The organism is Thalassotalea mangrovi (genome assembly GCF_005116735.1).
In the GTDB taxonomy this organism is placed as follows: Bacteria; Pseudomonadota; Gammaproteobacteria; order Enterobacterales; family Alteromonadaceae; genus Thalassotalea_A; species Thalassotalea_A mangrovi.
This window is the reverse complement of the sequence record NZ_SWDB01000003.1, coordinates 54,149-79,354: the sequence shown is the minus strand read 5'-3', so window position 1 is coordinate 79,354 and position 25,206 is coordinate 54,149. Positions and strand designations below refer to the sequence as shown.

At 46.7% G+C, this 25,206-nt stretch carries 21 protein-coding genes, 1 tRNA gene and 1 pseudogene; 5 read left to right on the top strand and 18 right to left on the bottom strand.

Annotated elements, in window-relative coordinates:
* Nucleotides 1-353 precede the first annotated feature (353 nt).
* The 6 genes and pseudogenes from E8M12_RS01195 to E8M12_RS01170 all read right to left on the bottom strand — a co-directional run.
* Nucleotides 354-3,467: pseudogene (locus tag E8M12_RS01195) on the bottom strand (efflux RND transporter permease subunit); the annotation flags it as partial.
* A gap of 11 nt (nt 3,468-3,478) precedes the next feature.
* Nucleotides 3,479-5,218: an efflux RND transporter periplasmic adaptor subunit gene (locus tag E8M12_RS01190; RefSeq protein ID WP_136734243.1), complete on the bottom strand. Its 1,740-nt coding sequence runs from the start codon at nt 5,216-5,218 to the stop codon at nt 3,479-3,481.
* Nucleotides 5,208-6,581, bottom strand: a complete 1,374-nt coding sequence (locus E8M12_RS01185) for a TolC family protein (RefSeq protein WP_136734242.1) — start codon at nt 6,579-6,581, stop codon at nt 5,208-5,210. The genes E8M12_RS01190 and E8M12_RS01185 overlap by 11 nt, the downstream gene beginning before the upstream one ends.
* A complete protein-coding gene (locus E8M12_RS01180; RefSeq protein WP_136734241.1) occupies nt 6,581-7,087 on the bottom strand; it encodes a DUF411 domain-containing protein in 507 nt (168 codons plus the stop codon). Before E8M12_RS01180 ends, E8M12_RS01185 begins: the two co-directional genes overlap by 1 nt.
* Nucleotides 7,088-7,187: 100 nt before the next feature.
* Nucleotides 7,188-7,577 (bottom strand): CopL family metal-binding regulatory protein, encoded by a 390-nt coding sequence (locus E8M12_RS01175; RefSeq protein ID WP_136734240.1) that lies wholly within the window; start codon nt 7,575-7,577, stop codon nt 7,188-7,190.
* A 246-nt stretch (nt 7,578-7,823) separates the two neighbouring features.
* A tRNA-Leu gene (locus tag E8M12_RS01170) sits at nt 7,824-7,910 on the bottom strand.
* Nucleotides 7,911-8,562: 652 nt separating this feature from the next.
* Here E8M12_RS01170 and E8M12_RS01165 point away from each other — a divergent pair.
* Nucleotides 8,563-9,180, top strand: coding sequence for a hypothetical protein (locus E8M12_RS01165; protein ID WP_136734239.1), 618 nt, complete (start codon nt 8,563-8,565; stop codon nt 9,178-9,180).
* Here E8M12_RS01165 and E8M12_RS01160 read toward each other — a convergent pair.
* From E8M12_RS01160 to gshA, 3 genes are read right to left on the bottom strand one after another with little or no spacing between them, the layout of a single operon-like run.
* The gene (locus E8M12_RS01160; protein ID WP_136734238.1) at nt 9,128-9,496 is read right to left on the bottom strand and encodes a cupin domain-containing protein; all 369 of its coding nucleotides are present in this window, start codon (nt 9,494-9,496) and stop codon (nt 9,128-9,130) included. The two genes, E8M12_RS01165 and E8M12_RS01160, sit on opposite strands and share 53 nt — an antisense overlap.
* Nucleotides 9,497-9,514: 18 nt before the next feature.
* Entirely contained in the window at nt 9,515-9,850 is a 336-nt protein-coding gene (locus E8M12_RS01155) for a tRNA-binding protein (RefSeq protein WP_136734237.1), read from the bottom strand.
* A gap of 15 nt (nt 9,851-9,865) precedes the next feature.
* Nucleotides 9,866-11,437, bottom strand: coding sequence for a glutamate--cysteine ligase (gene gshA, locus E8M12_RS01150; protein ID WP_246033976.1), 1,572 nt, complete (start codon nt 11,435-11,437; stop codon nt 9,866-9,868).
* A gap of 234 nt (nt 11,438-11,671) precedes the next feature.
* Here gshA and E8M12_RS01145 point away from each other — a divergent pair, with 234 nt between their 5' ends.
* Entirely contained in the window at nt 11,672-12,343 is a 672-nt protein-coding gene (locus E8M12_RS01145; RefSeq protein WP_169302999.1) for a TIGR01621 family pseudouridine synthase, read from the top strand.
* A gap of 93 nt (nt 12,344-12,436) precedes the next feature.
* On the opposite strand, the gene E8M12_RS01140 is transcribed toward E8M12_RS01145, so the two are convergent.
* Both E8M12_RS01140 and E8M12_RS01135 read right to left on the bottom strand, forming a co-directional pair.
* Nucleotides 12,437-13,783 (bottom strand): sodium-dependent transporter, encoded by a 1,347-nt coding sequence (locus E8M12_RS01140; protein WP_136734234.1) that lies wholly within the window; start codon nt 13,781-13,783, stop codon nt 12,437-12,439.
* A gap of 275 nt (nt 13,784-14,058) precedes the next feature.
* Complete coding sequence (locus tag E8M12_RS01135; protein WP_136734233.1) at nt 14,059-14,541, bottom strand: YajQ family cyclic di-GMP-binding protein; 483 nt, start codon at nt 14,539-14,541, stop codon at nt 14,059-14,061.
* Between the two features lie 171 nt (nt 14,542-14,712).
* Here E8M12_RS01135 and E8M12_RS01130 point away from each other — a divergent pair, with 171 nt between their 5' ends.
* Nucleotides 14,713-15,612: a ketopantoate reductase family protein gene (locus tag E8M12_RS01130; protein ID WP_136734232.1), complete on the top strand. Its 900-nt coding sequence runs from the start codon at nt 14,713-14,715 to the stop codon at nt 15,610-15,612.
* Here the strand turns inward: E8M12_RS01130 and E8M12_RS01125 are convergent, their stop codons facing one another.
* The 7 genes from E8M12_RS01125 to dsbC all read right to left on the bottom strand — a co-directional run bounded on the left by E8M12_RS01125 (nt 15,613) and on the right by dsbC (nt 23,026).
* The gene (locus E8M12_RS01125) at nt 15,613-16,044 is read right to left on the bottom strand and encodes an HIT domain-containing protein (RefSeq protein WP_136734231.1); all 432 of its coding nucleotides are present in this window, start codon (nt 16,042-16,044) and stop codon (nt 15,613-15,615) included. It lies immediately after the preceding gene.
* Between the two features lie 10 nt (nt 16,045-16,054).
* The gene (gene ylqF / locus E8M12_RS01120) at nt 16,055-16,990 is read right to left on the bottom strand and encodes a ribosome biogenesis GTPase YlqF (RefSeq protein ID WP_136734230.1); all 936 of its coding nucleotides are present in this window, start codon (nt 16,988-16,990) and stop codon (nt 16,055-16,057) included.
* Nucleotides 16,991-17,101: 111 nt separating this feature from the next.
* Complete coding sequence (locus E8M12_RS01115) at nt 17,102-17,389, bottom strand: hypothetical protein (protein ID WP_136734229.1); 288 nt, start codon at nt 17,387-17,389, stop codon at nt 17,102-17,104.
* Between the two features lie 129 nt (nt 17,390-17,518).
* Nucleotides 17,519-19,057 carry a lysine--tRNA ligase gene (gene lysS, locus E8M12_RS01110; protein WP_136734228.1) on the bottom strand — a complete coding sequence of 513 codons (1,539 nt, stop codon included), beginning with the start codon at nt 19,055-19,057 and terminating at the stop codon, nt 17,519-17,521.
* 13 nt (nt 19,058-19,070) lie between these two features.
* Nucleotides 19,071-20,169 (bottom strand): peptide chain release factor 2 gene (gene prfB, locus E8M12_RS01105; protein ID WP_136734227.1). Its coding sequence is split into 2 segments (ribosomal slippage): nt 19,071-20,093 and nt 20,095-20,169, totalling 1,098 coding nucleotides; the frame shifts between segments, so codons are not numbered across the junction.
* A gap of 204 nt (nt 20,170-20,373) precedes the next feature.
* The gene (gene recJ, locus E8M12_RS01100; RefSeq protein WP_136734226.1) at nt 20,374-22,095 is read right to left on the bottom strand and encodes a single-stranded-DNA-specific exonuclease RecJ; all 1,722 of its coding nucleotides are present in this window, start codon (nt 22,093-22,095) and stop codon (nt 20,374-20,376) included.
* A 154-nt stretch (nt 22,096-22,249) separates the two neighbouring features.
* A complete protein-coding gene (dsbC, locus tag E8M12_RS01095; RefSeq protein ID WP_246033975.1) occupies nt 22,250-23,026 on the bottom strand; it encodes a bifunctional protein-disulfide isomerase/oxidoreductase DsbC in 777 nt (258 codons plus the stop codon).
* A gap of 232 nt (nt 23,027-23,258) precedes the next feature.
* Between dsbC and fldB the strand changes: the two genes are divergently transcribed.
* Nucleotides 23,259-23,780, top strand: coding sequence for a flavodoxin FldB (fldB, locus tag E8M12_RS01090; protein ID WP_136734225.1), 522 nt, complete (start codon nt 23,259-23,261; stop codon nt 23,778-23,780).
* Between the two features lie 118 nt (nt 23,781-23,898).
* Entirely contained in the window at nt 23,899-25,158 is a 1,260-nt protein-coding gene (gene srmB, locus E8M12_RS01085) for an ATP-dependent RNA helicase SrmB (RefSeq protein ID WP_136734224.1), read from the top strand.
* The last annotated feature ends 48 nt before the right edge of the window (nt 25,159-25,206 follow it).

Below are 25,206 nucleotides of genomic sequence, written 5' to 3'. Positions count from 1 at the left end.
TTTTCAGTTAACGGCGATAATAATTCTCCGTTGCTGGCATTTACCAGGTAATGCGTGCCATCCTGGACAAAACGATATACATCCAGGTCAATAAATTTAGTGAGCTGAACCTGCTCTGCCTGCGGGTAAGCCTGATACAGCGACTGTTGTGAATATTGAATATTATTAACGTCCAGCTTAGTCTGATGGTTGTGTACTAAGGTATCGCCATGCACGTAATCAATATCAAAAAAGACCATATAGGCCCCGGTAGCGGACCAAATCATAAACTGAGCCCCTAAAAAGGCCATCAACCATTTATGATATTTACGACTGGTCTTAACCAGGCTAAATGGCGTTTTCCCCGCTTGATTCAGCGAGTACCCCTTCCACAATAAATATACGGCCGGCAATACTAATAACGTCAGGATGACCGCACTGGCCATGCCGCCAACCATAGGTGCGGCAATACGACTCATCACCTCAGAACCGGTTCCACTGCCATATAGAATTGGCATTAAGCCGATAATAATGGTTGCCACCGTCATCATTACCGGACGGACCCGAAGACCCGCTCCCTGCATAATTGCCTGTACCAGCGCCGGATGATCAAGTTCGCGTCCTCGTTCAGCCGCCCTTTCCAGCGCTTCCTGATAGGCCTGATTCAGGTAGACCAGCATGATCACCCCAATTTCGACCGCTACCCCGGCCAGGGCGATAAAGCCGACCCCGACAGCGACTGAAAAATTAAAGCCTTCCAGGTACATCAGCCAAACGCCACCAATCATCGCCAGTGGTAATGTCCCCATAATAATGAAGACCTCGGCAAAGTTGCGGAAATTTAAGTACAACAACACAATGATAATTGCCAACGTCAGGGGCAGGACATAACTTAATTTATCTTTGGCGCGTTCCATATATTCATACTGACCGGCCCAGTTTATGGAATATCCAGGCGGTAGGCTGATTTCATTGGCAACCTTAGCCTTCGCGCCTTCAACGTAACTGCCAATATCGACACCTTCGATATCAATAAACGTCCAGCCGTTGATCCGGGCATTCTCACTCTTGATTCCCGGTGGCCCTTCTTCCACATAAACATGGGCAACGTCCGCCAGGGCGATTCGTTGTCCATTAGGCGTCACCACCGGCAAGTTTTGTAATTGCTCGGGAGAGTTACGATAATCCTGGGGATAACGCAGGTTTACCGGGTAGCGTTCCAGTCCCTCAACGGTTTTCGCGACATTCATGCCACCAATCGCGGTCGCAACAACCTGTTGAACATCAGCAATGTTCAGGCCATAGCGAGCAGCTTTTACTCGATCAATATCAACTTTGATATAGCGACCACCTGCCACCCGTTCAGAATACACTGACGCCGTGCCCGGATAATCCTTTAACACGGTTTCCAGCTGCTGACCGATGTCTTGTATTACCGACAGATCTGCGCCGGCAACTTTAATACCCACGGGGGTTTTAATCCCCGTTGCCAGCATGTCAATGCGCGTTTTAATTGGCATCACCCAGGCATTGGTCAAACCCGGAAATTGTACCAGCTTGTCAAACTCCTGTTTCAGGCTCTCGGTGGTCACCCCGTCACGCCACAGATGGCGTGGTTTCAATTGAATAAAGGTTTCGATCATCGTCAATGGCGCAGGATCCGTTGCCGTTTCTGCGCGGCCAACTTTACCAAATACGTTTTCGACTTCCGGTACGGTGCGAATTAATTTATCGGTCTGTTGCAACAACTCCCTAGCCTTACCGATTGAGATACCAGGATAGGTGGTCGGCATATACATCAGATCGCCCTCGTCCAGAGGCGGGATAAATTCACTACCAATTTTATCCACTGGCCAGAAACCCACCCAGGTTATTAGCAAAGCCGCAACTAAGGTCGCTTTAGGATGTTTTAACACCTGAGTCAGAATCGGACGGTAAGCAGCAATCAACGCCCGGTTAACCGGGTTTTTATGTTCTGAAATCACCTTGCCGCGAATAAAGTAACCCATTAATACCGGGATCAGGGTAATTGCCAATCCAGCGGAGGCTGCCATCGCATAGGTTTTGGTATAAGCCAGCGGCGCAAACATGCGTCCTTCCTGGGCTTCCAATATGAACACTGGCAAAAAGCTAACGGTGATAATTAACAGGCTGAAAAATAACGCAGGACCGACTTCCGAGGCCGATTTGGCAACTATCTGCCAGCGATTTTCATCGGTAAGTGGTGTTTTCTCCATATGCTTATGCATGTTCTCAATCATCACGATGGCGCCATCAGTCATTGCCCCAATAGCGATGGCGATACCACCTAACGACATGATGTTGGCGTTAATGCCCTGAAAATACATGATGATGAACGACACCAGGATCCCCAGCGGCAGGCTGACGATAGCAACCACGGAAGAACGAATATGGAACAGGAATACCACACAGACAAGGGCAACGACGGCAAGCTCTTCGACCAGTTTTGACCAAAGATTGTCAACCGCTCGCTCGATCAATCCTGAGCGGTCATACACGGTGACGATTTCAACACCGTCAGGCAGGCCTCGTTTTAACTGCTTAAGCTTTGCTTTAACGCCAGCTATGGTCTTTTGCGCATTTTCACCAAACCGCATGACCACCACACCGCCAACGGTTTCACCTTCACCATTAAGCTCTGCGACACCACGACGCATTTGTGGACCGAGCGTAACCTGTGCAATGTCGCCCAGTAATAGCGGCGTACCATTTACATTCAGGCCCAATGGAATCGCTTCAAGATCGGCAATCGACTGTACATATCCGGATGCAGTGACCATATACTCGGCTTCGGCCATCTCCACCACCGATGCACCAACTTCCTGATTTCCCTGCTTGATCGCGGTTTGAATCAAACTCAGGGGGATATCATAAGCGCGCAACTTATCGGGGTTAACCACAACCTGGTACTGTTTGACCATACCGCCTATCGCCGCAACTTCTGAAACCCCAGGTACGGTTTGTAGTTCATATTTTAAAAACCAGTCCTGATAACTGCGCAATTCGCTGATATCGTGTTTACCGGTTTTATCAACTAACGCATACAGATAGACCCAACCAACGCCGGTTGCGTCGGGTCCCAGCTGCGGCTTCGCGGACGCGGGTAAGTCCGGGGCGACTTGTGACAGGTATTCGAGCACGCGCGAGCGGGCCCAATAGAGATCAGTATCATCATCAAAGATGATATAAACATACGAATCGCCAAAGAAGGAATAACCACGCACCGTTTGTGCTCCAGGCACAGATAGCATCGCCGTGGTAAGCGGATAGGTAACCTGATCCTCCACCACCTGCGGCGCTTGCCCGGGATAGGAGGTTTTTATAATCACCTGTACATCCGATAAATCAGGAATAGCGTCGACCGGTGTGTTCTTAAAGGCGAAAAGCCCGGCTCCGATAATAATCAAGGTAGTCAGCAACACAAAAAAGCGATTAAAGACCGACCAATGAATAATACGTTCAATCATTGCAGGCTCACCTAATTATGCTGGTTATGATTCATGGGCTCTGCCGGTTCGCCAGAGCTCATGGTTACAGGTTGCATCTCGACGATGATGAAATCGTCATGGATTTCAAAGGTAAATGTCACCTGTTGGCCAATGCTAAATGCGGATAAATCAATATCATCGGCAACGACAAAATCCATTGTCGCCGCAGGGCGATCCCATTTTTCAATGGCATCACGGCTAATATTCACGACTCTGCTATCGGCATTGATGCTGTTGATCAAGCCATTTACCGTTGCTGATGACACGGTTGGCTCGGACATAATATGAATACCGGTTACCTGGTAACCACCATCGTCGGTTTTCGACACTTCAAAATGCAGGGTTTGTCCCGCTGCCATTGCATCAATATCGACACTGTCGGCAACCATGAAATCCATGGTCATTTCCGGCCAGCCCCATTCCTCTGCAGGCCCATGGGTAATATTAACCATTCTATGGCCGGCCATAACGCTGTTGATCTCACCTTCCATCCAAAGCGAATTCGGCTCATCATTGGCTGCCATTCGCTTGAAATCTGAATTTTTGCTGGATTCTGAATCGATCAGGAATTGCGCGGAGGTCACAATACTGTCGCCTTCTACCAGTCCATCCAGTACTTCAACCTTATCTCGTTCCACGGCCCCCAGTTGCACGGCAATGGATTTAAATTGACCATCACCAAGCGCTAACACCACACGGTCTTGTTTACCGGTACGAATAACCGCTTGCTTCGGCACTAAAATCGACTGTCCACGCGGTTTGGCTTCGATGGCAACCTGAGCATACATATTAGGCTTTAACGTGAAATTCGGGTTATCAAACCTTAACCTGACGCGGAGCGTGCGGTTTTTTGCATTAAGGCTGGGATAGACATAATCGACTTCACCTTGCCATTCTTTTCCGGGAAGGTAATCCAATGTCATGGTCACTGGCAGGCCTTCGCTGACAAAGGCGGAATCGCGCTCAAAGACTTCGGCTTCTACCCATACCTGTTGTAATTGACCAATGCTCATCAGGGTTGTACCCGGCTGTACATAGAATCCTTCGCGAATTTTCAGACCATCCAAAACGCCGGATTGCGACGCATAAAAGGTGATGTTTTGCTGAACTTGTCCACTCTTTTGTAACTCTTCGATAAATTTTGCGGAAAGCTGTAACGCCAACATGCGTTCTTTGGCAGCTTTTACCAGGGAGCTACTATTACGTTTTAAGGCGATTAATAACTCCTCCTGGGCGTTCACCAACTCGGGCGAATAAAGGGTGTAAAGCGGTTGGCCCTTTTTGACCGGATCCCCCTCAGCTTTAACAAATAACTTATCAACCCAACCCGATACGCGGGGGTGAATATGTACCAGTTTATCTTCATCATATTGAACAAAGCCAACCGTGGATATGGTTTTAGTGAGCGAACCAAGCTCTACCTCTGCAGTCTTAACGCCAAGATTGTTTACCACATTGGGGGCAATCGAAACGGCGCCCGGCCCAAAGTCATCCGCACTGTTGTCTTCTTCATATACCGGGACTAAATCCATCCCCATTGGCGATTTACCTGGTTTGTCACGTCGATAGTTCGAGTCCATCGGCGCCACCCAATATAGGGGTTTTTTCTCTTTTGATTTTTCTGAGCTCGCTCCATCGCCATTATCACCCGGCGCAAACATCGCATAAGTTGCCGCGCCAATGGCGGCGCCAATAGCCAGGGCAATCACCGTTTGTCGATTAATGAACATGAGTCGTCTCCTTGAATTCGTTCTGAAGTGGCTCGGCCTTGCTAAAAAAGTAATTTAACCGGGCAATGGTTTTTAGGGTATCTACATCAATCTGAACTTTGGCGATTGTGGTATTCAGCTCGGCAATTCTTGCCCTGACAACTTCGGCAAAGTCGCCAGTATCATTGGTATAGGCGGTGAGCGCAGCTTCCGCCTGTTCATGGGTCTGGGTAATGAGTTGCTGTTGAAACAGGCTCTGGCGTTGCGATAATCGCATTAGATTTCGTATTTCTTTTTCCACTTCTGCGATTAAATTTCTCAACAGCAGTAGTTTCTCAGTTTTGACCGCTTCTGACTCGGCAATCGATGCCGATACTTGTTGGTCTTGTCGTTTTTCAGTAAACAAAGGCAAGTCGAAGGTTACTCCAACCGAGAAAAAGCCGGCGCGTTCCATGCCATTCGGAGCATCGTCCCGGTATCCATAGCTGGCATTCAACCCCCACTGCGGTTGATACTGCTGATTTGCCAGGTCAATTTCCTTGCTTGCTACCTGTTGCTTCACATCAATCGCTAACACAGCGGGGTGACTACTGAGTAGTTGGGCGAGTTCAGTCCTGGAAAGATCATCCGTACTCGCATAGTCATAAACGGGGGATAGTTCAGGTAGTTGCCTACTTAATTGAAAAACTCGCTGTCCCATGGAAGCAAAGACATCGGTATTTTCATAAGCAGATTGATACAACCACTGAGACAGCATCGCCATTGCCGCATCGTATCTCTGTTGCTCGACAACGAGTCGATCATCGAGTCTTATCAATTCTAATTGTGCCCGAATCACGTCTTGTTGCCTGGTATTGCCCACTGCGCTCGAATAGCTCGCCTTGGTGATTTCAACCATTTGTTCAAACAACGCTTTATCACGATTGATAAGTTCAATCGTCTCCCGGGCAAGATACGCGTCCAGCCAAAGTTGGCTCACCTGGCTGGCCACCCTGGCATTGCGATCTGCGCGCTGAAAAGGAAATTTAGTGGCATCAGTTTTTAATTGCGCATTTTTTATTGCCCGGGTATCGCCACGAGGAAACATTTGGCTGACACCAACTTTTAACTGGGTCATTGGCTCCTGATTGAAATGCCAACTATCCGTTGGTAAGTTCATAGCACTGACCGATACAACCGGATCCGGCAGCGTCAAAGCCGCATTGCTTCGGGCTTCTACTGCCGACTGTTGCAGCCTGTTTCCCTGCAACCAGGGGTCATTGCCCTGAGCCAAAGATACCGCTTGAGGTAAACTCAACCCCTCACTGGCCGTGGTCTGCAAACTGAGCAGCGCAACCAAAGGTAATAGGCAAGTTCTTAGCCCTTTTACTGTTACCGAAGACATTAAAACTGTTCCTCATAATGACTGACTTGAGCGTAAACTTCACTGCTCCCGTCTTTATACAAAATCAAAATTTGATATGGCATAAAATGTTCTGCCATCTCCATGCCGGGAGAACCGACTGGCATCGCCGGCACTGACAGGCCAATCGCTTCAGGGTGATTTTCCGTTAAAAACTGACGAATATATTTGCCGGGTACATGCCCCTCAAAGGCAAAACCATCATGAGTTACCGCCGTATGGCAAGAGCGATGGTTAGGTCGAATGTTCAACTCTTGTTTGATAAAACTGATGTCGCGATAATCACGACTCTGAGTAGCCATTCCCTGGTCATTGATGTGGTCTATCCATTTTTTACAGCAACCACAAGTTGGCGTTTTATAAACAATTAACTCTATGGTGTTTTGCTCCGCATCGGATAAATGCTGGTGGGTTTGATGTTCCGTGTTTGCGAACACATGATTACTGGCAATTGTCACAGCAACTGCAAAAAAAGTTCTGATTTTCATTGAATTCCGCCAAATAGCCTATCTTTTTTTAAAACCGAAAAAACGCTTAACGAGTGCACAAACTTGCTGTTCAGCAAATTTTGGACACACTAATCCCGGGTTAGGCAGATATGGGTGGGCGAAACAAAGAAATGTGGGTTAATGACGCAAAGAAAGGAGGAGCAGGAGAATATTTTTCATGCGTTTCAGGCCGTTGCGACTGCGCGGCTGCAAAGACAAGAAAAACAACATTATTACAACCCGTTGCAGGGCATAAACATTCATCCATGCAACAGTCGCTATGTGCACTATCTGTCGTCACATCCGCTTGTTTGGATTCAGAATGATGACTGGCATGCATATCGCCATGCATGGCGTGCTTTTCAGATTCCATCTGGGCATGGGAATCGTGCCGGGACATATCACAGGCCATCGCCGCATAGGCAAACCCCTGCCCTAAAAGAGCAAGCATCAGCAAAACAGTAACAACGATTGATGATATTTTCGGCAAAACCAGCACTTGTTTAATTTTTATCAGGTAAGCGATATTAGCAAACTTCGAAGTATTATCAAGCAGATTTAGTAGAGAGTAAGTTTCGGTTCAGTCGGAAAAGTTGAACAGAGAAGGTTGCCTCAAAGATAACAATTTCGACAAATATCCAGACGATTAGAGCCCGATTTACGACGTTCTGTTGTGCAAATAGAAGCTGATCGAAATTCAATGATGTTTCGGTAAATAATTGTAGGATTTAGTAATTGGTGCAGATGGGGAGACTTGAACTCCCACGGCCGTTAGGCCACTAGCACCTGAAGCTAGCGTGTCTACCAATTCCACCACATCTGCAAGTAGATCTCGTATTGATTGTTAATTTGAAAGCCAGGGTAGCCTTCACCAATTCGAGTGGCGCTGATTCTGAATCAATTAAACGGCATTTGCAAGCGAATATTTCGTTATATTTTCGGCTAAGTGAGAGATCGCTGTTATTTTGTGCAGTTTTGTTTTGGTGGGGAGAATATATAAAGGGATTTATGGTATGTCGTGATATCAGGGACGACAATATCACGACGAAGCACTTCCATGTACACCTATGCATTCACCATGTACACCCATGCATCATTCCGTCCCTGTGATGCAGGGTACCTACTTCAATTTTTCGTTCGTATGTGCCCATACATTCACCATGTACATCCATCTCGGCAACCCTCCCTTGCTACCATCCATGGTACGGGAGGATAAGTACATCCTTGTACAAAAAAAAAGGCGCGATAAACATCGCGCCGGAATCTTAAGGAAAGTCGTCCAGGGAATAAACGCTTTCAATTTATAAGAGTGATCAAATAGGAAAAAGTTCATTGTGAAATAAAAAAAACTGTATATTTATTGCTCAATTTAAAGTTCATCTTCACCTGGCTAGCTTACTGATTGAAATATATAGAAAAAATATCACGACGATATGCGCTCGCCCGGCGCCGTATATCTACAGAACCGTAAATTGATGTTAAAATCGTCATTCACATCGCAAAGCCTTGCCGTGCAATTGTTCAAGGGGTATATTCCTCAAAAAAAAACTTCATTCATTATGGCCAAGCCTACTTCAACCTTAACCGATCAACCCGAAATTGATAACGCCGACTCTGAGGCAAACAGATTAATCGAACTCGAACAACAAATGATTTGGGTTCAGATGCGTAAAACCGTTCCGGGTTTTTGGTTTATCATAGCCACAACCATTTGGCTGACTTCCTGTTGTGCATACCTGTGGGAAACCGTCGTCCTTTCGACACGTCCGATAGATATGAATGGGCTGTGGTTATTGTCAGGGTCTATGCTGCCAATGCTGCACTATGCAATTACCGGCGTGGTACCATTTAATGCTTCTCGTTATAGTCGTAACCTGCTACAACCGACGGAAACCATTCGTGTCAACTGGCGGTTTTACGCCTGGATGCTGTTGGCGGCAATCCTTTATATGGCAATCTGTTATGGGGCATGGCTGTTTGCACCAGATGCAGAGTTATACATACCAGCGTACAGCTTGCTCGCTTTGATAATCCTGTGGTTTACAATGCTGTACCGTCAGCATTATCAGCGCAGCATCCAGCCGGGTTATTGACGTGAACCGCCAACCAGATCGTAGGCGGATTACTCGAGGTGGTGACGACTTTATGCTTCATCATTGACGGGATCAAAATATGTTCCCCGGCAGCTAGTTGCACATCGTCCTCGGTTTCAAAACCTAAACTTGCACTCCCTTGCAACACAATTACCCATTCATCGTGAGATTGTTGATACCAGCCCTGTTCGGGTGACGACTGGCCGTTTGAAACAATACGCTCAATGGTCACCCCGTGTTTTTGATATAGAATATCAAAAACCTCGACCGTTAAATCTGCCGGTATTTGCCCGAAAAGGTTTTGTTTTTTGAGCATCGGATTCCTATTCGCAGGTCAGGCCAGACGCGAACCATTAGGAACATCCTTATCCGGAACGGCCAGGCACACCTGCCCTTTTTCGTTATAAAAGCCAGTTACCAGGCACTGCGACATAAATGGCCCAATTTGCTTTTCTGGAAAGTTAATGACTGCGACCACCTGCTTCCCTACCAGGGTTTCGGGAGTATATAAATCGGTAATTTGGGCACTGGATTTGCGGATACCGTGCTCACCAAAATCGACGGTCAGTTTATACGCAGGTTTGCGTGCTTCAGGAAATACTTCGGCACTGAGTACGGTGCCCACACACAATTGTACTTTACTAAAATCCTGCCATTCTATTTGTTCCATGCGCCTCACCCGTTTTTATTTTGCAAAATAATCCGCTAAAAACTGGTCAAAATCAACCTGGTCCGAAGCTTCAATTGCCGCTTGCTCTGCCAGGGATTCCGACGCAAGCTTTTGTAAATAGGCTTGGTCAAATACCTGATATTGCCATTGATTTAACTCTTCCTGATAACGCTTGGCATGCTGTAATGACCAGCCAATAATACCTCGCCCGCCGGTTAATAAATCATTCAGGATCCGGCCGGATGGTGTCAGCTCAGGATTGCTTAACTTTTCCTGCTCCCTGGCAACCGCGATGCTATATTGGTCGGTCTGATACGCCTGATCGAGCAGTTTAGCTATTGCTGTTAATTCGGAAAATATCTCCTGCCCCCATACCGGGATGGTTTTTTCGACACCCTGGTCATTGAGGTTTAGGCCGGGAGCACGCCCCTGGATAACTACCTTATCGGTATTTTCAGAGGCAAGCTTAAACTCTTCCGGCGTCATCGCCGCAGATTCGTGGAAGTAAAAGAACGTAAGCAACACATCCATAAAATACATTTGCTCACGACTGATACCTGTACTAATGTACGGATTGACGTCCATGGCTCTGACTTCAACATACTGAACACCGCCGTGTGCCAGCGCTTCGGAAGGTTTTTGACCGGACTTAGCCACCCGCTTTGGACGAATCGGCGCATATAACTCATTCTCAATCTGGAGAATATTACTGTTCAGTTGTTGATATTGACCGTTTTCTTTAACCCCAATTGAGGCAAACTTTTCGGAGGGTAAATTAATCGCATTCTGGACGCTGGCGACATAACTATCGACATCGTTATAACAGATATTCAGAGTCGACTGCTCGGAGTTCGTATATCCCAAATCGCTCATTCGCAATGAGGTTGCATGTTCGAGATACAGGCAACCACTGGGCGCTTTTTTAAAGTCAAAATTATGCTGGCGGCTTTGCAAAAATGTAGGACACAGCGCCGGCGAGCTGCCGAACAGGTAAGGAATTAGCCAGCCAAAACGTTTGTAATTGCGTATCAGGGCAAAATAACGATCAGAGATAAAATCCTGCAGTGGTCTGTTGTCACCTAACAACGACTGCGCGGTCTGATGAAATTTCTCACTAAAGCTAAAATTAAAGTGGATCCCGGCAATAACCTGCATCATCGAGCCGTAACGGTTCTTCAGGCCCTGGCGATACACGCTCTTCATTGTTCCGATATTGGAAGACCCATAGCGGGCGATTTTAATATCGTCTTCGTGCTCGACAATACATGGCATACTCATCGGCCAGAACAAATCACCATTAACATTATCAAGGGTAAATTTCTGAATATCTTTTAGCTGAGCAATTGACTCATCAATGGACTCACTAACCGGAGTGATAAACTCCAATAGACTTTCCGAATAGTCGGTCGTGATCAGTGGATTCGTTAACGCTGAACCTAATGCCTGGTTATGACCCTGCTCGGATAAGTGCCCATTGGCTTTGATTCTCAGGGTCTCCCGCTCAATTCCACGGTTGATGCCCGTCAGTGCAGATAAATTAGAAGGTTTTGAAAATTCGGCAATAAAATCGGATGTAGATAAAGTCAATTTTGCTCCAAAACTCGCATCACTGGCGAACCTAGTTGTGCACCACAAAATGGCAATAAACATATTATGTGGGGGAAGATACTGATTTTACAATGGCATTTAAGACAAAGGTACTGAAATACAGATATTTTCCTCCCACAAAAATAGACCAACTTTGTTGTTTAACCAATAAAGCCATTGGGTAGCGCGCAAAATCGATTTATAATTTTCACAATCTCATTACCAATGATCAGTATGAACCTCGAACCGTTACCAGCCCCTTTATTTGAGCACCCGGACTTTATCGTGGTGAATAAACCCTCCGGCGTAAATTTCCATGACGAAGATGCGTTAGGGCAGGGTTTTTTCAATCGCTATAAAGCCATCTATGATGAGCTTTACCCGCTACACAGACTGGATAAAATGACGTCCGGCGTGATGTTGATGGCAAGAAATAGCGCGTCAGTGCAACATCTGTCGAGGCTCTTTGCTGAGCGTAAGGTAGACAAGACTTACATAGCCTTGGCTCGCGGTAAGCCGAAAAAAAAGCAGGGCTGGATCAAAGGCGATATGGCGAAATCCAGACGTGGTAGTTTCAAATTACTGCGTTCGATGGACAACCCTGCCATTACTCAATTTGAGTCATATTCCCTTGGCGACGGAGTCAGGTTCTTTAAGTTAATGCCTAAAACCGGCAAAACCCACCAGCTACGAGTGGCGATGAATAGTCTTGGTACGGCGATTATCGGCGACCCCATTTACGGTTCAGACTCAGCCGCAGATCGAGGCTACCTGCATGCTTTTCAAATCCGCTTTGAGTTAAACGATATCGCCTATAAATTTGTCGCCGATGTCCCAACCAAGGACGGCGAGTTGTTCGCCAAATACCAACAACAGATTCGTGAATTGTTAAACTCCGACAAGTAGCGCCTGGCGTATATCCAGCTAAGACCGACAAATAGCCACAAAAAAAGCGCTGCAGAACTAACCGCAGCGCTTTCATAGTTACATTCTCATGGGTTACAGCGAGTTAATAAATACCGCTGCAATAGCCACCGGACAGATAAACTTGGTATACCAGGGCCAGATCTTCCAGAACAGGGAGTGCTCAACACTGTCATTGCCCTGTTTTAGCTCTTTAAGAATCGAGCTACGGTGCCATATCCAACCGACAAAAATACAACACAACATGGCAATTATCGGTTGTCCGTATTGGGTAGATAAGGTCGCCACAAAATCGAGGCCAGTTTCAATATTCGCGACAATCGCGACACTGATACACAGGATAACAAACCCTATCAGGGTGGTTGCTTTTGCTCGCGGTACATTATGACGTTCCACCGTATAAGATACCGGTCCTTCTAGCATGGAAATAGACGAAGTCAGTGCGGCAATGCTCATTAAGATAAAAAACGCCAGGCCAACAAAGGTACCGATCATTCCCATATCTTCGAATAATTTAGGCAATACATCGAAAACCATGCCAGGTCCGGAAATCAGGCTTCCATCTTCAGCAAAAATCGCCACGCCCTGAGCCTGGGCGACATACATAGCAGGAATAATAAGCAAACCAGCAAGGAAAGCGATACTAACATCAATCAGGGTAACCTGGGCGCCTAAGCTCACCAGGTTTTCTTTCTTGGCGATGTAGGAGCCATAGATGACCATTACGCTGGTCCCCAGGGATAGTGAAAAGAAGGCTTGTCCTAACGCACTAACAATCAATGACGGGTCTTTTAACCGTTCGATATCAGGGTTCAGGTAGGCGTTTAATCCTTCTGCTGCACCGTCCAAGGTCATTACATAAATGATCAGCAATACAAGCAGGCCTATCAACATTGGCATTAAACGTTTTGACCACTTCTCTATGCCGTCTTCTACGCCTTTGCGAATAATAAATACGGTTAATACCATAAAGGCGATAGTAAACAGTAAATTACGCTCAACACTGTTGCCGATTACCCACTCAGCAACGGAATTGAGGCCAAACAAACTGGCAGCGCTTTCAATGGCATAAGACATCATCCAGCCGGCTATGATGCCATAAAAACTTAAAATCAATGCCGCACAAATAATACCGCCGAAGCCGACCAGAAAAGCAAAATGCTTTTGCCAGGAACGAGACGACATTTTTTGTAGCGAGGTAACAGCATTGGCCTGGCCATAGCGGCCGATCAAAAGTTCTGCCATAAATGCCGGATATGCCAGGCAGAAAGCCAGGACTAAATACACCAGAACAAAGGCCGCACCACCATTGGATGCGGTTTGGGTTGGAAAACCCCAGATATTACCGAGACCGACAGCAGAACCAGCTGCTGCCATAATAAAACCGAGTCGTGAACTAAATTCACCGCGAGAGGATGCCATAGGAATTCTTCTTACTTGTTGTTATAAATTATTGTCAGCACCACTTAAATGGTGATTGTGGTCTGGCAATATAAAACGCTGTGGCCACCGATTGCAAGCACCACGGAGCAAAAAAGCCTCATCGATTACCGAGTCTGATAATTAATCGATCACTGTGTACCGTTGCAGTGACAAATGAAATTGGCAAATGGGTAGAGGGTATCGACCTTCAAAGATAAACGCGCCCTGGAATGAATGGTTCGGAATACCATTAATGGTATCCCGAACCGGTAGGATTAATCGCGAAAGTTGGTAAACTGGAACGACTGCTCTAATTCGGCTTCTCGAATAAGGCGCATTACGCTTTGCAGGTCATCCCGCTTCTTACCGGTTACCCGGATTTGTTCGCCCTGGATACTGGCCTGGACCTTTAATTTGCTGTCCTTGATCATTTTAATGACCTTCTTCGCCATTGGTTGTTCTATCCCCTCTTTAAAGGTCAGGGTTTGCTGGTAGGTCTTGCCGGTATGCTCTTCTGCGCCTACTGTCATGGCTTTGGCATCAACATCGCGTTTCGATAATTGCACCCGCAACATATCGCGCATTTGCTTTAGCTGGAAATCACCTTCTGCTTTAATTTTCACATTAGGTTTAATAAACTCAAAAGATGCTTCGACACCACGAAAATCAAAACGGGTGCTGAGCTCGCGACTGGCGTTGTCGACAGCATTACGAACTTCTTCGATATTAATTTCTGATACGATGTCCATAGATGGCATAGCAGACTCTCTTTTCTATAATGTTTGCAATGGCATGTAGACTACCAAACTGGCTTATGGCAATCCAATAAATTCTCTTTAAACCTGAGTTTTGCTAGGATTCGTTGCAATCCAGATCAATATTGTAATGATGATGAAAACCCTAAATACGATCATTAAGGAACAACAACAATGAACATAGTAATGATCGGCGCCGGTGCTATGGGATCCCTGCTACACCAGCAATTAGATGCTTATCATCAAGTACATTTTTTACCCAAACCTGGTCAGCAGGAATTCGGCTTTACCGAGACTTATCAATTCACTCACCTTAATGGCAACACCGAGCAGCTGGTAAGGCGCTACATCAAGGTCGAGCAGATTGGACAGGCGGATATGGTTATTTGTGCGTTAAAAGCCTATCAGGTAAAAGGTGCTGTCGAGTACATCGCTCCTTTTCTGTCGCCTGATTGTCCACTGGTGCTTCAGCACAATGGCATGGGTGTTTTTCAGCAGGTACGTCAGGCTCTTGGTGATAATTACAAACTGGGGCTGTTACTTAGCACTCAGGGCGCACGTCGTGTAGAAGATGAACAAGTGCTGCACACGGGCAAAGGCAACTGGCAACTGGGGAGCTACCAGGCATTCGATGTCCGGGATAATCCTGCAGCAGCGTTGCTGAACCACCTTCAGGACTGCAGTTGGTATCCAAGCATCCGCGAAATCCAATGGACCAAACTTGCCGTTAACTGTGTCATTAATCCTCTTACCGCCATCTATGATGTATTAAATGGCGAACTGAACAACGACCGCTTTACCGACATCATTGACGCATTAATTAATGAAGTCGTAGTTCAGGCTAAGGTAGAAAAAATCAACCTTGAGCCAGAGCGTCTGCGCAATACCATTTATCAGGTCATCCGGCAGACGGCGGGTAACAGTTCATCGATGCGCGAGGATATTTTGGCACACCGACAAAGCGAAATTGAGTTTATCAATGGCTACATCGTCAATTGCGCTCAACATTCTGGCCGGGCGGCACCACAAAATCAGTGGTGCGTGACCCAAATCAACCAGTTACAGAAAAAATAATTACTGCGCCATTATCTCGGCCAATTTCGCCGATAATGATGTCTGAATTCGATCGATTTCACCTTGCGGATAAGGCTTGAGGGGTAATTGTCCCCAGATGGGTTTTGGCCATACCGGATCATCTTTAAAACGCACGATATGATGAATATGCAGCTGCGGCGTCACATTACCCAGAGCCGCAACGTTCATTTTATCGCCCTGAAATTCCTGCATCAGTAACTCACTGACCATGCTTGATTCATTGATAAATTGCTGTAAGTCCTGCCAATCCAGCTGATGCAAGTCACTGACGTCGTTACGCCTCGGTACCATAATAAACCAGCGGTACTGACTGTCGTTACACAGCAACAACTCACACAAGGGCAAAGACGCAACTAGCACACAGTCGCGTTGCAAATCCGAATGTAAGGTAAACTCATTATTCTCACTCATACTCATTCCATTATTTACGTTTATTTTTTCGGCCTCTGCCTCTGGCAGCCTTGCGAGCCTCGCGCTCAGCTTCACGTTGCTGTTGCAATTCGGCAAAATAAACCTGTTCTTTTTCGACCATCTGTGGCGTTTCAAAGGTAATAGGCCCTAAGGTTTTATCGCGAATTTCATTGACCAGTATCTGTGATGCTTTGTGAAAATCCACATGACCACCCGCGCGGACCGCTCCGCGTTTACGCCCCATCTCCTCAAGAAATTCCACTTCCTGCTGCGGTAATGGATCGAGTTGATAGCGATCAATAAGTCGCTGCGGATAAGCCTCAAGCAGATACTCGGCAGCGAAACAGGCAATCTCATCATGATCAAAGGCGGTATCTTTCACCGCCCCGGAAACCGCCAGGCGATAACCACTGTTTTCATTGGCAATTTTGGGCCATAACATACCGGGCGTATCAAACAGATATAAGCCATCTTCAAGACGGATACGTTGCTGGGCCTTAGTTACCGCCGGTTCATTACCGACTTTCGCCTTTACTTTTCCAACCAGGGTATTGAGTAAGGTTGACTTACCGACATTAGGAATGCCCATGATCATCGCATTGATCTGCTTCCCGGTTTCGTCTTTATTAGGCACCAGCTTGCGAATTAAACCGGCAATTTGTTTGGCCCCAGATGGCTCTTCTGTGGTTAATGCCAGTGCCCGGACATTGTGTTGGGATTGAAAATAGTCGAGCCACACCTGGGTTAATTCAGGATCTGCAAGGTCGGCTTTATTGAGGATTTTAATCAGCGGCTTTTCACCACGAATGCTGGTGATCATCGGATTTTCACTGCTAAACGGCAATCGCGCATCGCAAACTTCGATCACTACATCAATTTGATGAATGATTTCCTTGATCTCTTTTTGGGCCTTGTGCATATGCCCGGGGAACCAGTTTATTGCCATAAAAAATCAATTATCAGAAAAATCGGAAGTTTAGCAGAGTTTACCACGCAGAGTAACTGCTAGCAGAAAACGCGACGAGCCCTATGTCTGAAGATACCGCTAGTAATCGATTCAACGACCAACTATGGCGCGAGCGAAACCAAACACCGCCATCAGCACTCCGCCCCCGACGGCTCCACTGGCGACACTACCAATAATGCCGGACAAATCTAAATTGCCACCCGGCGCCAGGGTTATACCTAGCATTGATATTAAATAAGCACCCAGTCCGCCACCTAAGATTCCGAGTAAGGAATTGCCCATGGTACCCAGCGACAACCGATGAAAAATCGCACCGGCTAAATTTCCGCCCAATGCTCCACTAAGTAGCTGAATGATTAAAGGTAACAACCCTTCCATACTTGCCTCGCCAGATCGTCGCTATATTCCGTGGTTAAGTATATATCAATGCTGGATTTTGGCTTTATCCAAGCCAGCACCAAAAAAAACGGGAGCCAACTGGCTCCCGTTTCCATTTTCGTTTACAAATTATTCCGCCAGCGGTCGCATATGCGGAAATAAAATCACGTCTTTGATGCTGGGTGAGTCAGTAAACAGCATCACCAGGCGATCGATACCAATGCCTTCACCAGCTGTTGGTGGCAGGCCATATTCCAGTGCGGTAATGTAATCTTCATCAAAGTGCATGGCTTCATCATCGCCCGCGTCTTTCTCTTCCACTTGCTTTTTAAAGCGAGCCGCCTGATCTTCGGCATCATTAAGCTCAGAGAAGCCGTTAGCCAGCTCGCGGCCTCCGACAAAAAATTCAAAGCGATCGGTAATGAACGGATTATCATCATTGCGTCGTGCCAGTGGTGATACTTCCCACGGGTATTCCGTAATAAAGGTCGGCTGATCCAGTTTATGTTCAGCGACTTCCTCAAAAATCTCACACAGATACTTACCAGCACCCCAGACGTTTTCACCAGTAGGCTCTTTCACACCAACTTTTTTGGCAATGGCTTTAAGCTCATCAAATCGCTGTTCTGGATTGCGGATAACCGCTTCGTCCAGCTCTGGCGCATGGGTCATAATGGCATCCATCATCGACAGGCGCACAAATGGCTTACCAAAGTCGTAGAACTTTTCTTCTACCACTTCACCTTCGCCATTCTTCACCGTATTGCGGATCACCGTTGTGCCCATCACATCCTGTGCCAGGGTACGCAGCATTTCCTCGGTAATATTCATTAGATCTTCGTAGGTCGCATAGGCCTGGTAGAATTCGATCATAGTAAATTCCGGATTGTGACGAGTCGACAATCCTTCATTGCGGAAATTACGGTTGATTTCAAATACCCGTTCAAAGCCACCAACAACCAGGCGTTTCAGGTAAAGCTCTGGGGCTATACGCAAGAACATCTCGATATCCAGGGCATTATGGTAGGTTTCAAACGGTTTCGCCGACGCACCACCAGGAATGGTCTGCAACATTGGCGTTTCCACTTCCATAAAGTTACGCTCGGTCAGAAACTTGCGAATACCATTAACGATTTTAGAACGAACCTGGAAGGTATCACGAGTTTCCTGATTGATGATCAGATCTACATAACGTTGACGATATTTGGTTTCCTGATCCGATAAACCATGGAACTTCTCTGGCAATGGACGCAAGGATTTAGTCAACAGCGCATACTCTTCCATGTTGACATACAAATCACCCTTACCGGATTTGTGCAATTTTCCTTTCACCCCGACGATATCGCCGATATCCAGCATGCCCCAGCGCTGCTTAATGTCTTTCTGGACATTTTTATCTGCATACGCCTGAATGCGTCCGGACATATCCTGCAATACCAGGAATGGCCCACGCTTGGCCATAATCCGTCCTGCAACCGCGTAAGTTAAATCCGCCTGTTCCAACGCTTCTTTATCCATATCACCATGGGCAGCCTGGATATCGGCAGCATAGTGCTCACGTTCAAAGTCGTTGGGATGTCCATTAGCTGGACAGTTTTCACGAATCGCCGCTAGCTTGGCACGACGTTCTGCAATCAATTTGTTTTCGTCTTTGGCAATTTCAGTCATTGTCACTTCTCGGTTACAGGCCAGACTTTAAGCTGGCTTCAATAAATTGGTCTAAACCACCGTCCAGAACCGCCTGGGTATTGCGACTCTCTACACCGGTGCGTAAGTCTTTGATTCGGCTGTCATCAAGCACGTAGGAGCGAATTTGACTGCCCCAGCCGATATCGGATTTGCCCTCTTCCAGGGCTTGCTTGTCTTCGTTCTGCTTTTGAATTTCCAGCTCATACAATTTTGCTTTCAACAGCTTCATTGCCTGCGCTTTATTCTTATGTTGCGAGCGATCATTTTGGCACTGGACCACGGTTCCGGTTGGCTCGTGGGTAATACGAATCGCCGAATCCGTTTTGTTAACGTGCTGACCACCGGCCCCGGACGCTCTGAACGTATCAATACGCAAGTCCGCAGGATTGATATCAATCTCGATACTGTCGTCAATTTCCGGATAAATAAAGGCCGAGGCGAATGACGTATGACGACGGGCATTCGAATCAAACGGGGATTTTCGCACCAGACGATGAACACCGGTTTCTGTGCGTAACCAGCCATAGGCATATTCACCGGAAAACTTCAGGGTACAGCCTTTAATACCCGCAACATCACCATCCGTCTCTTCAATCACGTCAACTTTGAAACCATGCGCATCGCCCCAGCGTAAATACATACGCATCAGCATACTGGCCCAGTCCTGAGCTTCGGTACCGCCGGAACCGGCCTGAATATCCAGGTAACAGTCATTACCATCCTGTGGGCCAGAAAACATGCGTCGAAATTCGAGTTTGGCTAATTGCTTCTCTAACTCATCCACTTCGGATTGAGCGTCATCAAAGGTTTCCTGGTCGTTTTCCTCAACCGCTAACTCTAAAAGACCTTCAACATCCTCACAGCCGGTAACCATATCGTCGATGGTTTTTACGACTAACTCTAAGGATGAACGTTCTTTGCCAAGAGCCTGCGCCCGTTCAGGTTCATTCCAGACGTCTGGCAACTCCAGTTCGCGATTAACTTCTATCAGGCGCTCAGATTTATGATCGTAGTCAAAGGTACCCCCGAAGCAAATCAGTGCGTTCGCGAATATCTTTCAATTTGTTCAATATCGGATTGGTTTCAAACATTGCTCGTTAAAAATTCTCGTGTTGTTCACTTATACCAATCACATTAAGTTTGTGCACAACTCAGAGTTAGCAATAATTTAATGTGATTGGTATTAAAAAGCAAAATAGCCCGGCATTGTAGCGCATCCCAATGGTGGAATATAGCGCAAACGCAGGTTATTCGAGGAAAAAACGTCGAAATATTTATCCGCACGTGGGTGCAGCTTAAAGCGGCTCCAAATGTTCAACCATCAGCTGCAGATTACGTTGTCCGCGAAACTCATTAATATCAAGTTTGTAGGCAAGGTGTACATTATCAACCTGCTCGTTTGGCCAGATACTGGTATCGACGTTAAATGCAATTGCATCAAACACTTGCTGCTCAAAGCGAACCACCATTTTCAGGTGTTTTTCGCCAAGAAGTCGTTGCTGCACGAGTTCAAACTGATTATCAAATACAGGTTCCGGGAAATTCTGCCCCCAGGGGCCACCATTTTCAATCAACTCACACTGTTGTTCAGTCATTTGCGACAAGGTTAATGGTCCGTCACTTAACACACTGTTCTCTAGCATCTCCCGCGTCAGCCATTGCCCGGCAAGTTGCTCGAAGAGTTGTTGAAAGCGGGCAAACTGACTTTCCGCAAGTGACAGACCCGCCGCCATAGCGTGGCCACCAAACTTTATAATCAAGCCCGGGTTCTGCGAGTCAAGATGTTCAAGCAAGTCACGTATATGCAGACCAGGAATGGAACGCGCCGAACCTTTTAACTCGCCTTCACTGCCGGCAGCGAACACCACAGTCGGGCGATGATACTTTTCTTTTATCCTGCCAGCGACAATACCAATTACGCCCTGGTGCCAGTCTTGTTGATACAGGGCGATACCGTTAGGTAGTGACTGTTGATTAAAATCCAGCTTTTGTAGTACCTGTTCCGCTTCCTGTTGCATGCCCTGTTCAATTTCTCGCCGGGCTTTATTGAGATGATCCAATTGCATTGCAATCACCCGCGCCTGATTAAGCTCCGGTGCCAGCAGGCATTGAATTCCCAGGGCCATATCATCGAGACGGCCAGCGGCATTTAAACGGGGCCCCAGGGCAAAACCAAAATCACTGGCTCGCAAGCGCTGTGGGTTTTTCTTGGCAATTTCCAGTAATGCGGTGATACCCGGACGAGTATAACCGCTGCGGATTCGCTTGATTCCCTGCGCCACCAAAACGCGGTTATTTTGATCGAGACTGACCACATCAGCGACCGTTCCAAGGGCTACCAGATCCAGTAACTGAGCCAGGTTCGCCTCCGCCAGGCCTCGTTGCTGGAACCAATGCTGCTCGCGCATAACCTGACGCAACGCCAACAACAGATAAAACGCCACACCGACGCCAGCTATGGCTTTACTCGGAAATTGACAGTCCACCTGGTTGGGATTGACAATAGCATCCGCGTCCGGCAATTGTTCAGCAGGTAAGTGGTGATCGGTAACAATCACGCTGGCGCCACTGGCTTTGGCTCTGGCAACACCTGCGATACAGCTGATACCATTATCGACCGTGATCAATAATTCAGCGCCTTTGGCAATAGCAAGGTCGGCAATTTCTGGCGTCAAACCATAACCATACTCAAAGCGGTTCGGTACCAGAAAATCGTGATTATCACTACCCAACAAAGCTAAGCCCTGCATCATCAAGGCCGTACTGGTTGCTCCATCAGCATCGAAATCACCAACGACAATAATCCTTTTGCCCTGGCCAATTGCCGCAAACAGAATGTCTGCAGCTTTGCGCAAATCTTTCATTAATGCTGGCGAATGTAACGCTTTTAATTCGGTATCCAATTCACCTGGAGCACGAATGCCACGGTTGGCATAAAGCAGCTTTAATAGCGGGTCTAACGGCATATTCAACGCTTCACAATCACTTGGAGAACGTCGACGAATAGTTTTTGACATGCGGTTTCAGAGGGTTTTTCTGCAATTGATTGAAGCAGAATAACACGGAACGTACCGTTAGCTATACCAATCACACTAAGTGAGCAATAATTTAATGTGATTGGTATTATCGGACGCTCCGATAAAGGTCTGCGACGACCTAAACTTGATTAGATTAACCAGCGTTGGTCGCAGCGACACTCTTAAGAATTTGTTGTAACTGTTCCGGTGACTTATAGCCCGGAAGCATCAGACCATCTTCTAACATGATAGCCGGGGTCCCATTAACACCGATTTTGCGTCCGAACTGGTATTGTTCAGCAACCGGTTGCGCACACATTTTTTGCGGTACTTCGGCACCACCTTTAGCTTCAGTCATCGCTTTTTGTTGATCGTCACTACACCACACTGAGCGGATATCTACAAAAGACTGGCTACCTAAACCTCCGCGAGGAAACGCCAGATAGCGTACGGTAATGCCAAGATCGTTATATTCTTCAATCTGACGGTGTAATTTACGGCAATAACCACAAGTTAAGTCGGTAAAAACCGTAATCTGATACTGCTCTTTATCTGCGGGAAATACAATCATCGAATTCTCGAACTCATGCATACCGTCAACACGGACTTTAGCCAAGGATTTCTCAGTAAGGCTGGAAATTTGTTCACCGGAAAGGTCATAGACTGTGCCTTGAATCAGATAACTACCGTCAACGCTGGTGTAAAACAAACCCTGATCAGTAAAGATTTCAACCAATCCCTGCATTTCTGAAGGCTGCACCGACTCGGCGTTTAATCCCAGCTTAGTGAGCTTAGATTTTATGGTATCGACCTGCTCGGCAGATAGAGGTTCAGCAGCGATAGCGCTACTCATATTTAGTGCGGACAGAGCAAGGACACACAGGGCCATCAATTGCCCGATGCGCTGTTTTGTAGACTTATAAAGATTCACGATAACGTTTCCTAAACTAACTTTCGGTATCCGAATTAGGGATAACTAACTTACTGGCTATACCCCTAAATTACAACCCTTTTGGATGCTGGTCTTAGCACCATTGTTTTTTAATGCCGATTAATATTGCTTTAAGCATAGACCTAAATGAATTCAAAGGTATTAACGATGGCGTCTGGCCGTTGAACTTGTTAAAATTCGCGGCGAAATTTCTCCCAACCCAGCGACCAACATGAAAATTGGCTTATTTTACGGATCAACAACCTGCTATACCGAGATGGCTGCCGAAAAAATTCAGGCCACTATCGGTCCAGAATTGGTTGAACTATTCAATATCAAAGACGTACCGCTGGCCAATTGTGAAGATTACGACATTATTATTTTCGGTATTTCTACCTGGGATTTCGGCGAATTACAGGAAGACTGGGAATCACACTGGGATGACATCGCCACCTTAAATTTAAACAATAAAATCGTCGCCTTATTTGGTATGGGCGATCAACAGGGTTATGGCGAATGGTTTCAGGATGCGCTCGGTATGCTCCATGACCAGGTTATTCTTCGCGATGCCAACATCATCGGCTACTGGCCGAATCAGGGATATGAATTTGTTGCTTCCAAAGCCCTGAGTGAAGATCAACAGTATTTCGTTGGACTCGCCCTGGACGATGAATGCCAATACGACCTGAGCGACGACAGAATCGATCAGTGGTGTCAACAAATCCTGCAGGAAATTATTGATCTGCAAGCATAAATAACCATCCATAATTGGATATTAAGGCTTGGCGCGGTTTGGATTAACCGCCCCGAGCGCCTATACTTTGTCCTCGCCGGGCTTTGAATAAAAAGTGAATTCTAAGGTACTCTCTAGCATGTTCGAACAGTTTGATCTTGACGATAAACTCGTTGCCGCCACCAAATCCGTTGGCTACAAAAAACCAACTTCTATCCAGGAATTGGTACTTCCCGAAGCGATGGCCGGTAAAGACGTGCTCGCCAGCGCACCAACGGGCACTGGCAAAACCGCGGCATTTTTGCTTCCCTGCCTGCAACATCTGTTAGATTATCCTCGCACCAAACCTGGCTTTCCAAGGGTATTAATACTCGCTCCGACCCGTGAACTAGCGACGCAAATTTATCAACACGCAGAGCAACTTAGCGAACATACCAATATTAAAAGTGGTTTGATCACTGGTGGGGTTAATTATGGGTCTCATAAGGAAATATTAACCAGCACCACAGATGTGCTGATCGCCACTCCTGGACGTCTGCTCGAATATATCGACAATGAACAATTTGATGCCAGGGAAATCGAAATCCTGGTCCTCGATGAAGCCGATCGTATGCTAGACATGGGCTTTGCTGACAACATTAATCGTATTGCCGGTGAAGCAAGATGGCGCAAACAAACACTGTTATTCAGTGCCACCCTGGCGGGCGCGGGAATTATTCGCTTTTCCAAAGATATCCTTAACGAGCCAGTGTTTGTCGAGTCTCATCCTTCTCGTAAAGAAAAGGCCAAGACACATCAATGGATCCATCTTGCCGATAGTAAAGAGCATAAAATCCAATTGTTGTTAAACATCTTGCAGCAAGAGGACGTTAAACGTGCGGTCGTGTTCGCCAATAAGCGCGAAACGGTGCAGTTCCTGGCAGGTAAATTACAAAGTCATGATCTTGCGAATGTCTGGCTGGAAGGTGAAATGCCTCAGGACAAACGCAATGCCGCTGTTGCCCGAGTAAAAAATAACCGGGTGAATATCCTGGTGGCTACCGATGTTGCCGCCCGTGGCCTGGATATTGATGAAATCACCCATGTGATCAATTTTGATATGCCGCGTAAGGCAGATATCTATGTGCATCGCATTGGCCGTACCGGTCGGGCTGGCAAGAAAGGTACCGCTATTTCACTGGTTGAAGCCCATGATATGGTTTCACTAGGCAAAATTGAGCGTTATATCGATGAGCGCTTAAGCCGCCGAATCATTGAAGAGCTTCGCCCTCAACACAAAGAGGCCCGGGTTCCGCAGAAAAAACCGAAAACCAAAGTGAAAAAAAATGCCGGGCTGAGCAAAAAACAAAAAGCGATAAAGAAGGCGAAAAAAGCCAAAAAGGCAGCGAAAAAGAAATAAAGGCGGGAGTTGAGACTGTCAACTCCCTTAGCACGTGACGGAAAACGT

Excerpts from the sequence above, each read along its gene's own strand:
- E8M12_RS01160 (WP_136734238.1), bottom strand. The coding sequence starts at position 9,496 with ATGCTCAAAAAACAAAACCTTTTCGGGCAAATACCGGCAGATTTAACG.
- E8M12_RS01145 (WP_169302999.1), top strand. The coding sequence starts at position 11,672 with ATGAACCTCGAACCGTTACCAGCCCCTTTATTTGAGCACCCGGACTTT.
- E8M12_RS01130 (WP_136734232.1), top strand. The coding sequence starts at position 14,713 with ATGAACATAGTAATGATCGGCGCCGGTGCTATGGGATCCCTGCTACAC.
- E8M12_RS01180 (WP_136734241.1), bottom strand. The coding sequence starts at position 7,087 with ATGAAAATCAGAACTTTTTTTGCAGTTGCTGTGACAATTGCCAGTAAT.
- recJ (WP_136734226.1), bottom strand. The coding sequence starts at position 22,095 with ATGTCAAAAACTATTCGTCGACGTTCTCCAAGTGATTGTGAAGCGTTG.
- E8M12_RS01135 (WP_136734233.1), bottom strand. The coding sequence starts at position 14,541 with ATGCCATCTATGGACATCGTATCAGAAATTAATATCGAAGAAGTTCGT.
- E8M12_RS01185 (WP_136734242.1), bottom strand. The coding sequence starts at position 6,581 with ATGTCTTCGGTAACAGTAAAAGGGCTAAGAACTTGCCTATTACCTTTG.
- E8M12_RS01190 (WP_136734243.1), bottom strand. The coding sequence starts at position 5,218 with ATGTTCATTAATCGACAAACGGTGATTGCCCTGGCTATTGGCGCCGCC.
- E8M12_RS01115 (WP_136734229.1), bottom strand. The coding sequence starts at position 17,389 with ATGGAAGGGTTGTTACCTTTAATCATTCAGCTACTTAGTGGAGCATTG.
- E8M12_RS01165 (WP_136734239.1), top strand. The coding sequence starts at position 8,563 with ATGTTAAAATCGTCATTCACATCGCAAAGCCTTGCCGTGCAATTGTTC.
- E8M12_RS01125 (WP_136734231.1), bottom strand. The coding sequence starts at position 16,044 with ATGAGTGAGAATAATGAGTTTACCTTACATTCGGATTTGCAACGCGAC.
- srmB (WP_136734224.1), top strand. The coding sequence starts at position 23,899 with ATGTTCGAACAGTTTGATCTTGACGATAAACTCGTTGCCGCCACCAAA.
- lysS (WP_136734228.1), bottom strand. The coding sequence starts at position 19,057 with ATGACTGAAATTGCCAAAGACGAAAACAAATTGATTGCAGAACGTCGT.
- ylqF (WP_136734230.1), bottom strand. The coding sequence starts at position 16,990 with ATGGCAATAAACTGGTTCCCCGGGCATATGCACAAGGCCCAAAAAGAG.
- E8M12_RS01155 (WP_136734237.1), bottom strand. The coding sequence starts at position 9,850 with ATGGAACAAATAGAATGGCAGGATTTTAGTAAAGTACAATTGTGTGTG.
- E8M12_RS01140 (WP_136734234.1), bottom strand. The coding sequence starts at position 13,783 with ATGGCATCCTCTCGCGGTGAATTTAGTTCACGACTCGGTTTTATTATG.
- fldB (WP_136734225.1), top strand. The coding sequence starts at position 23,259 with ATGAAAATTGGCTTATTTTACGGATCAACAACCTGCTATACCGAGATG.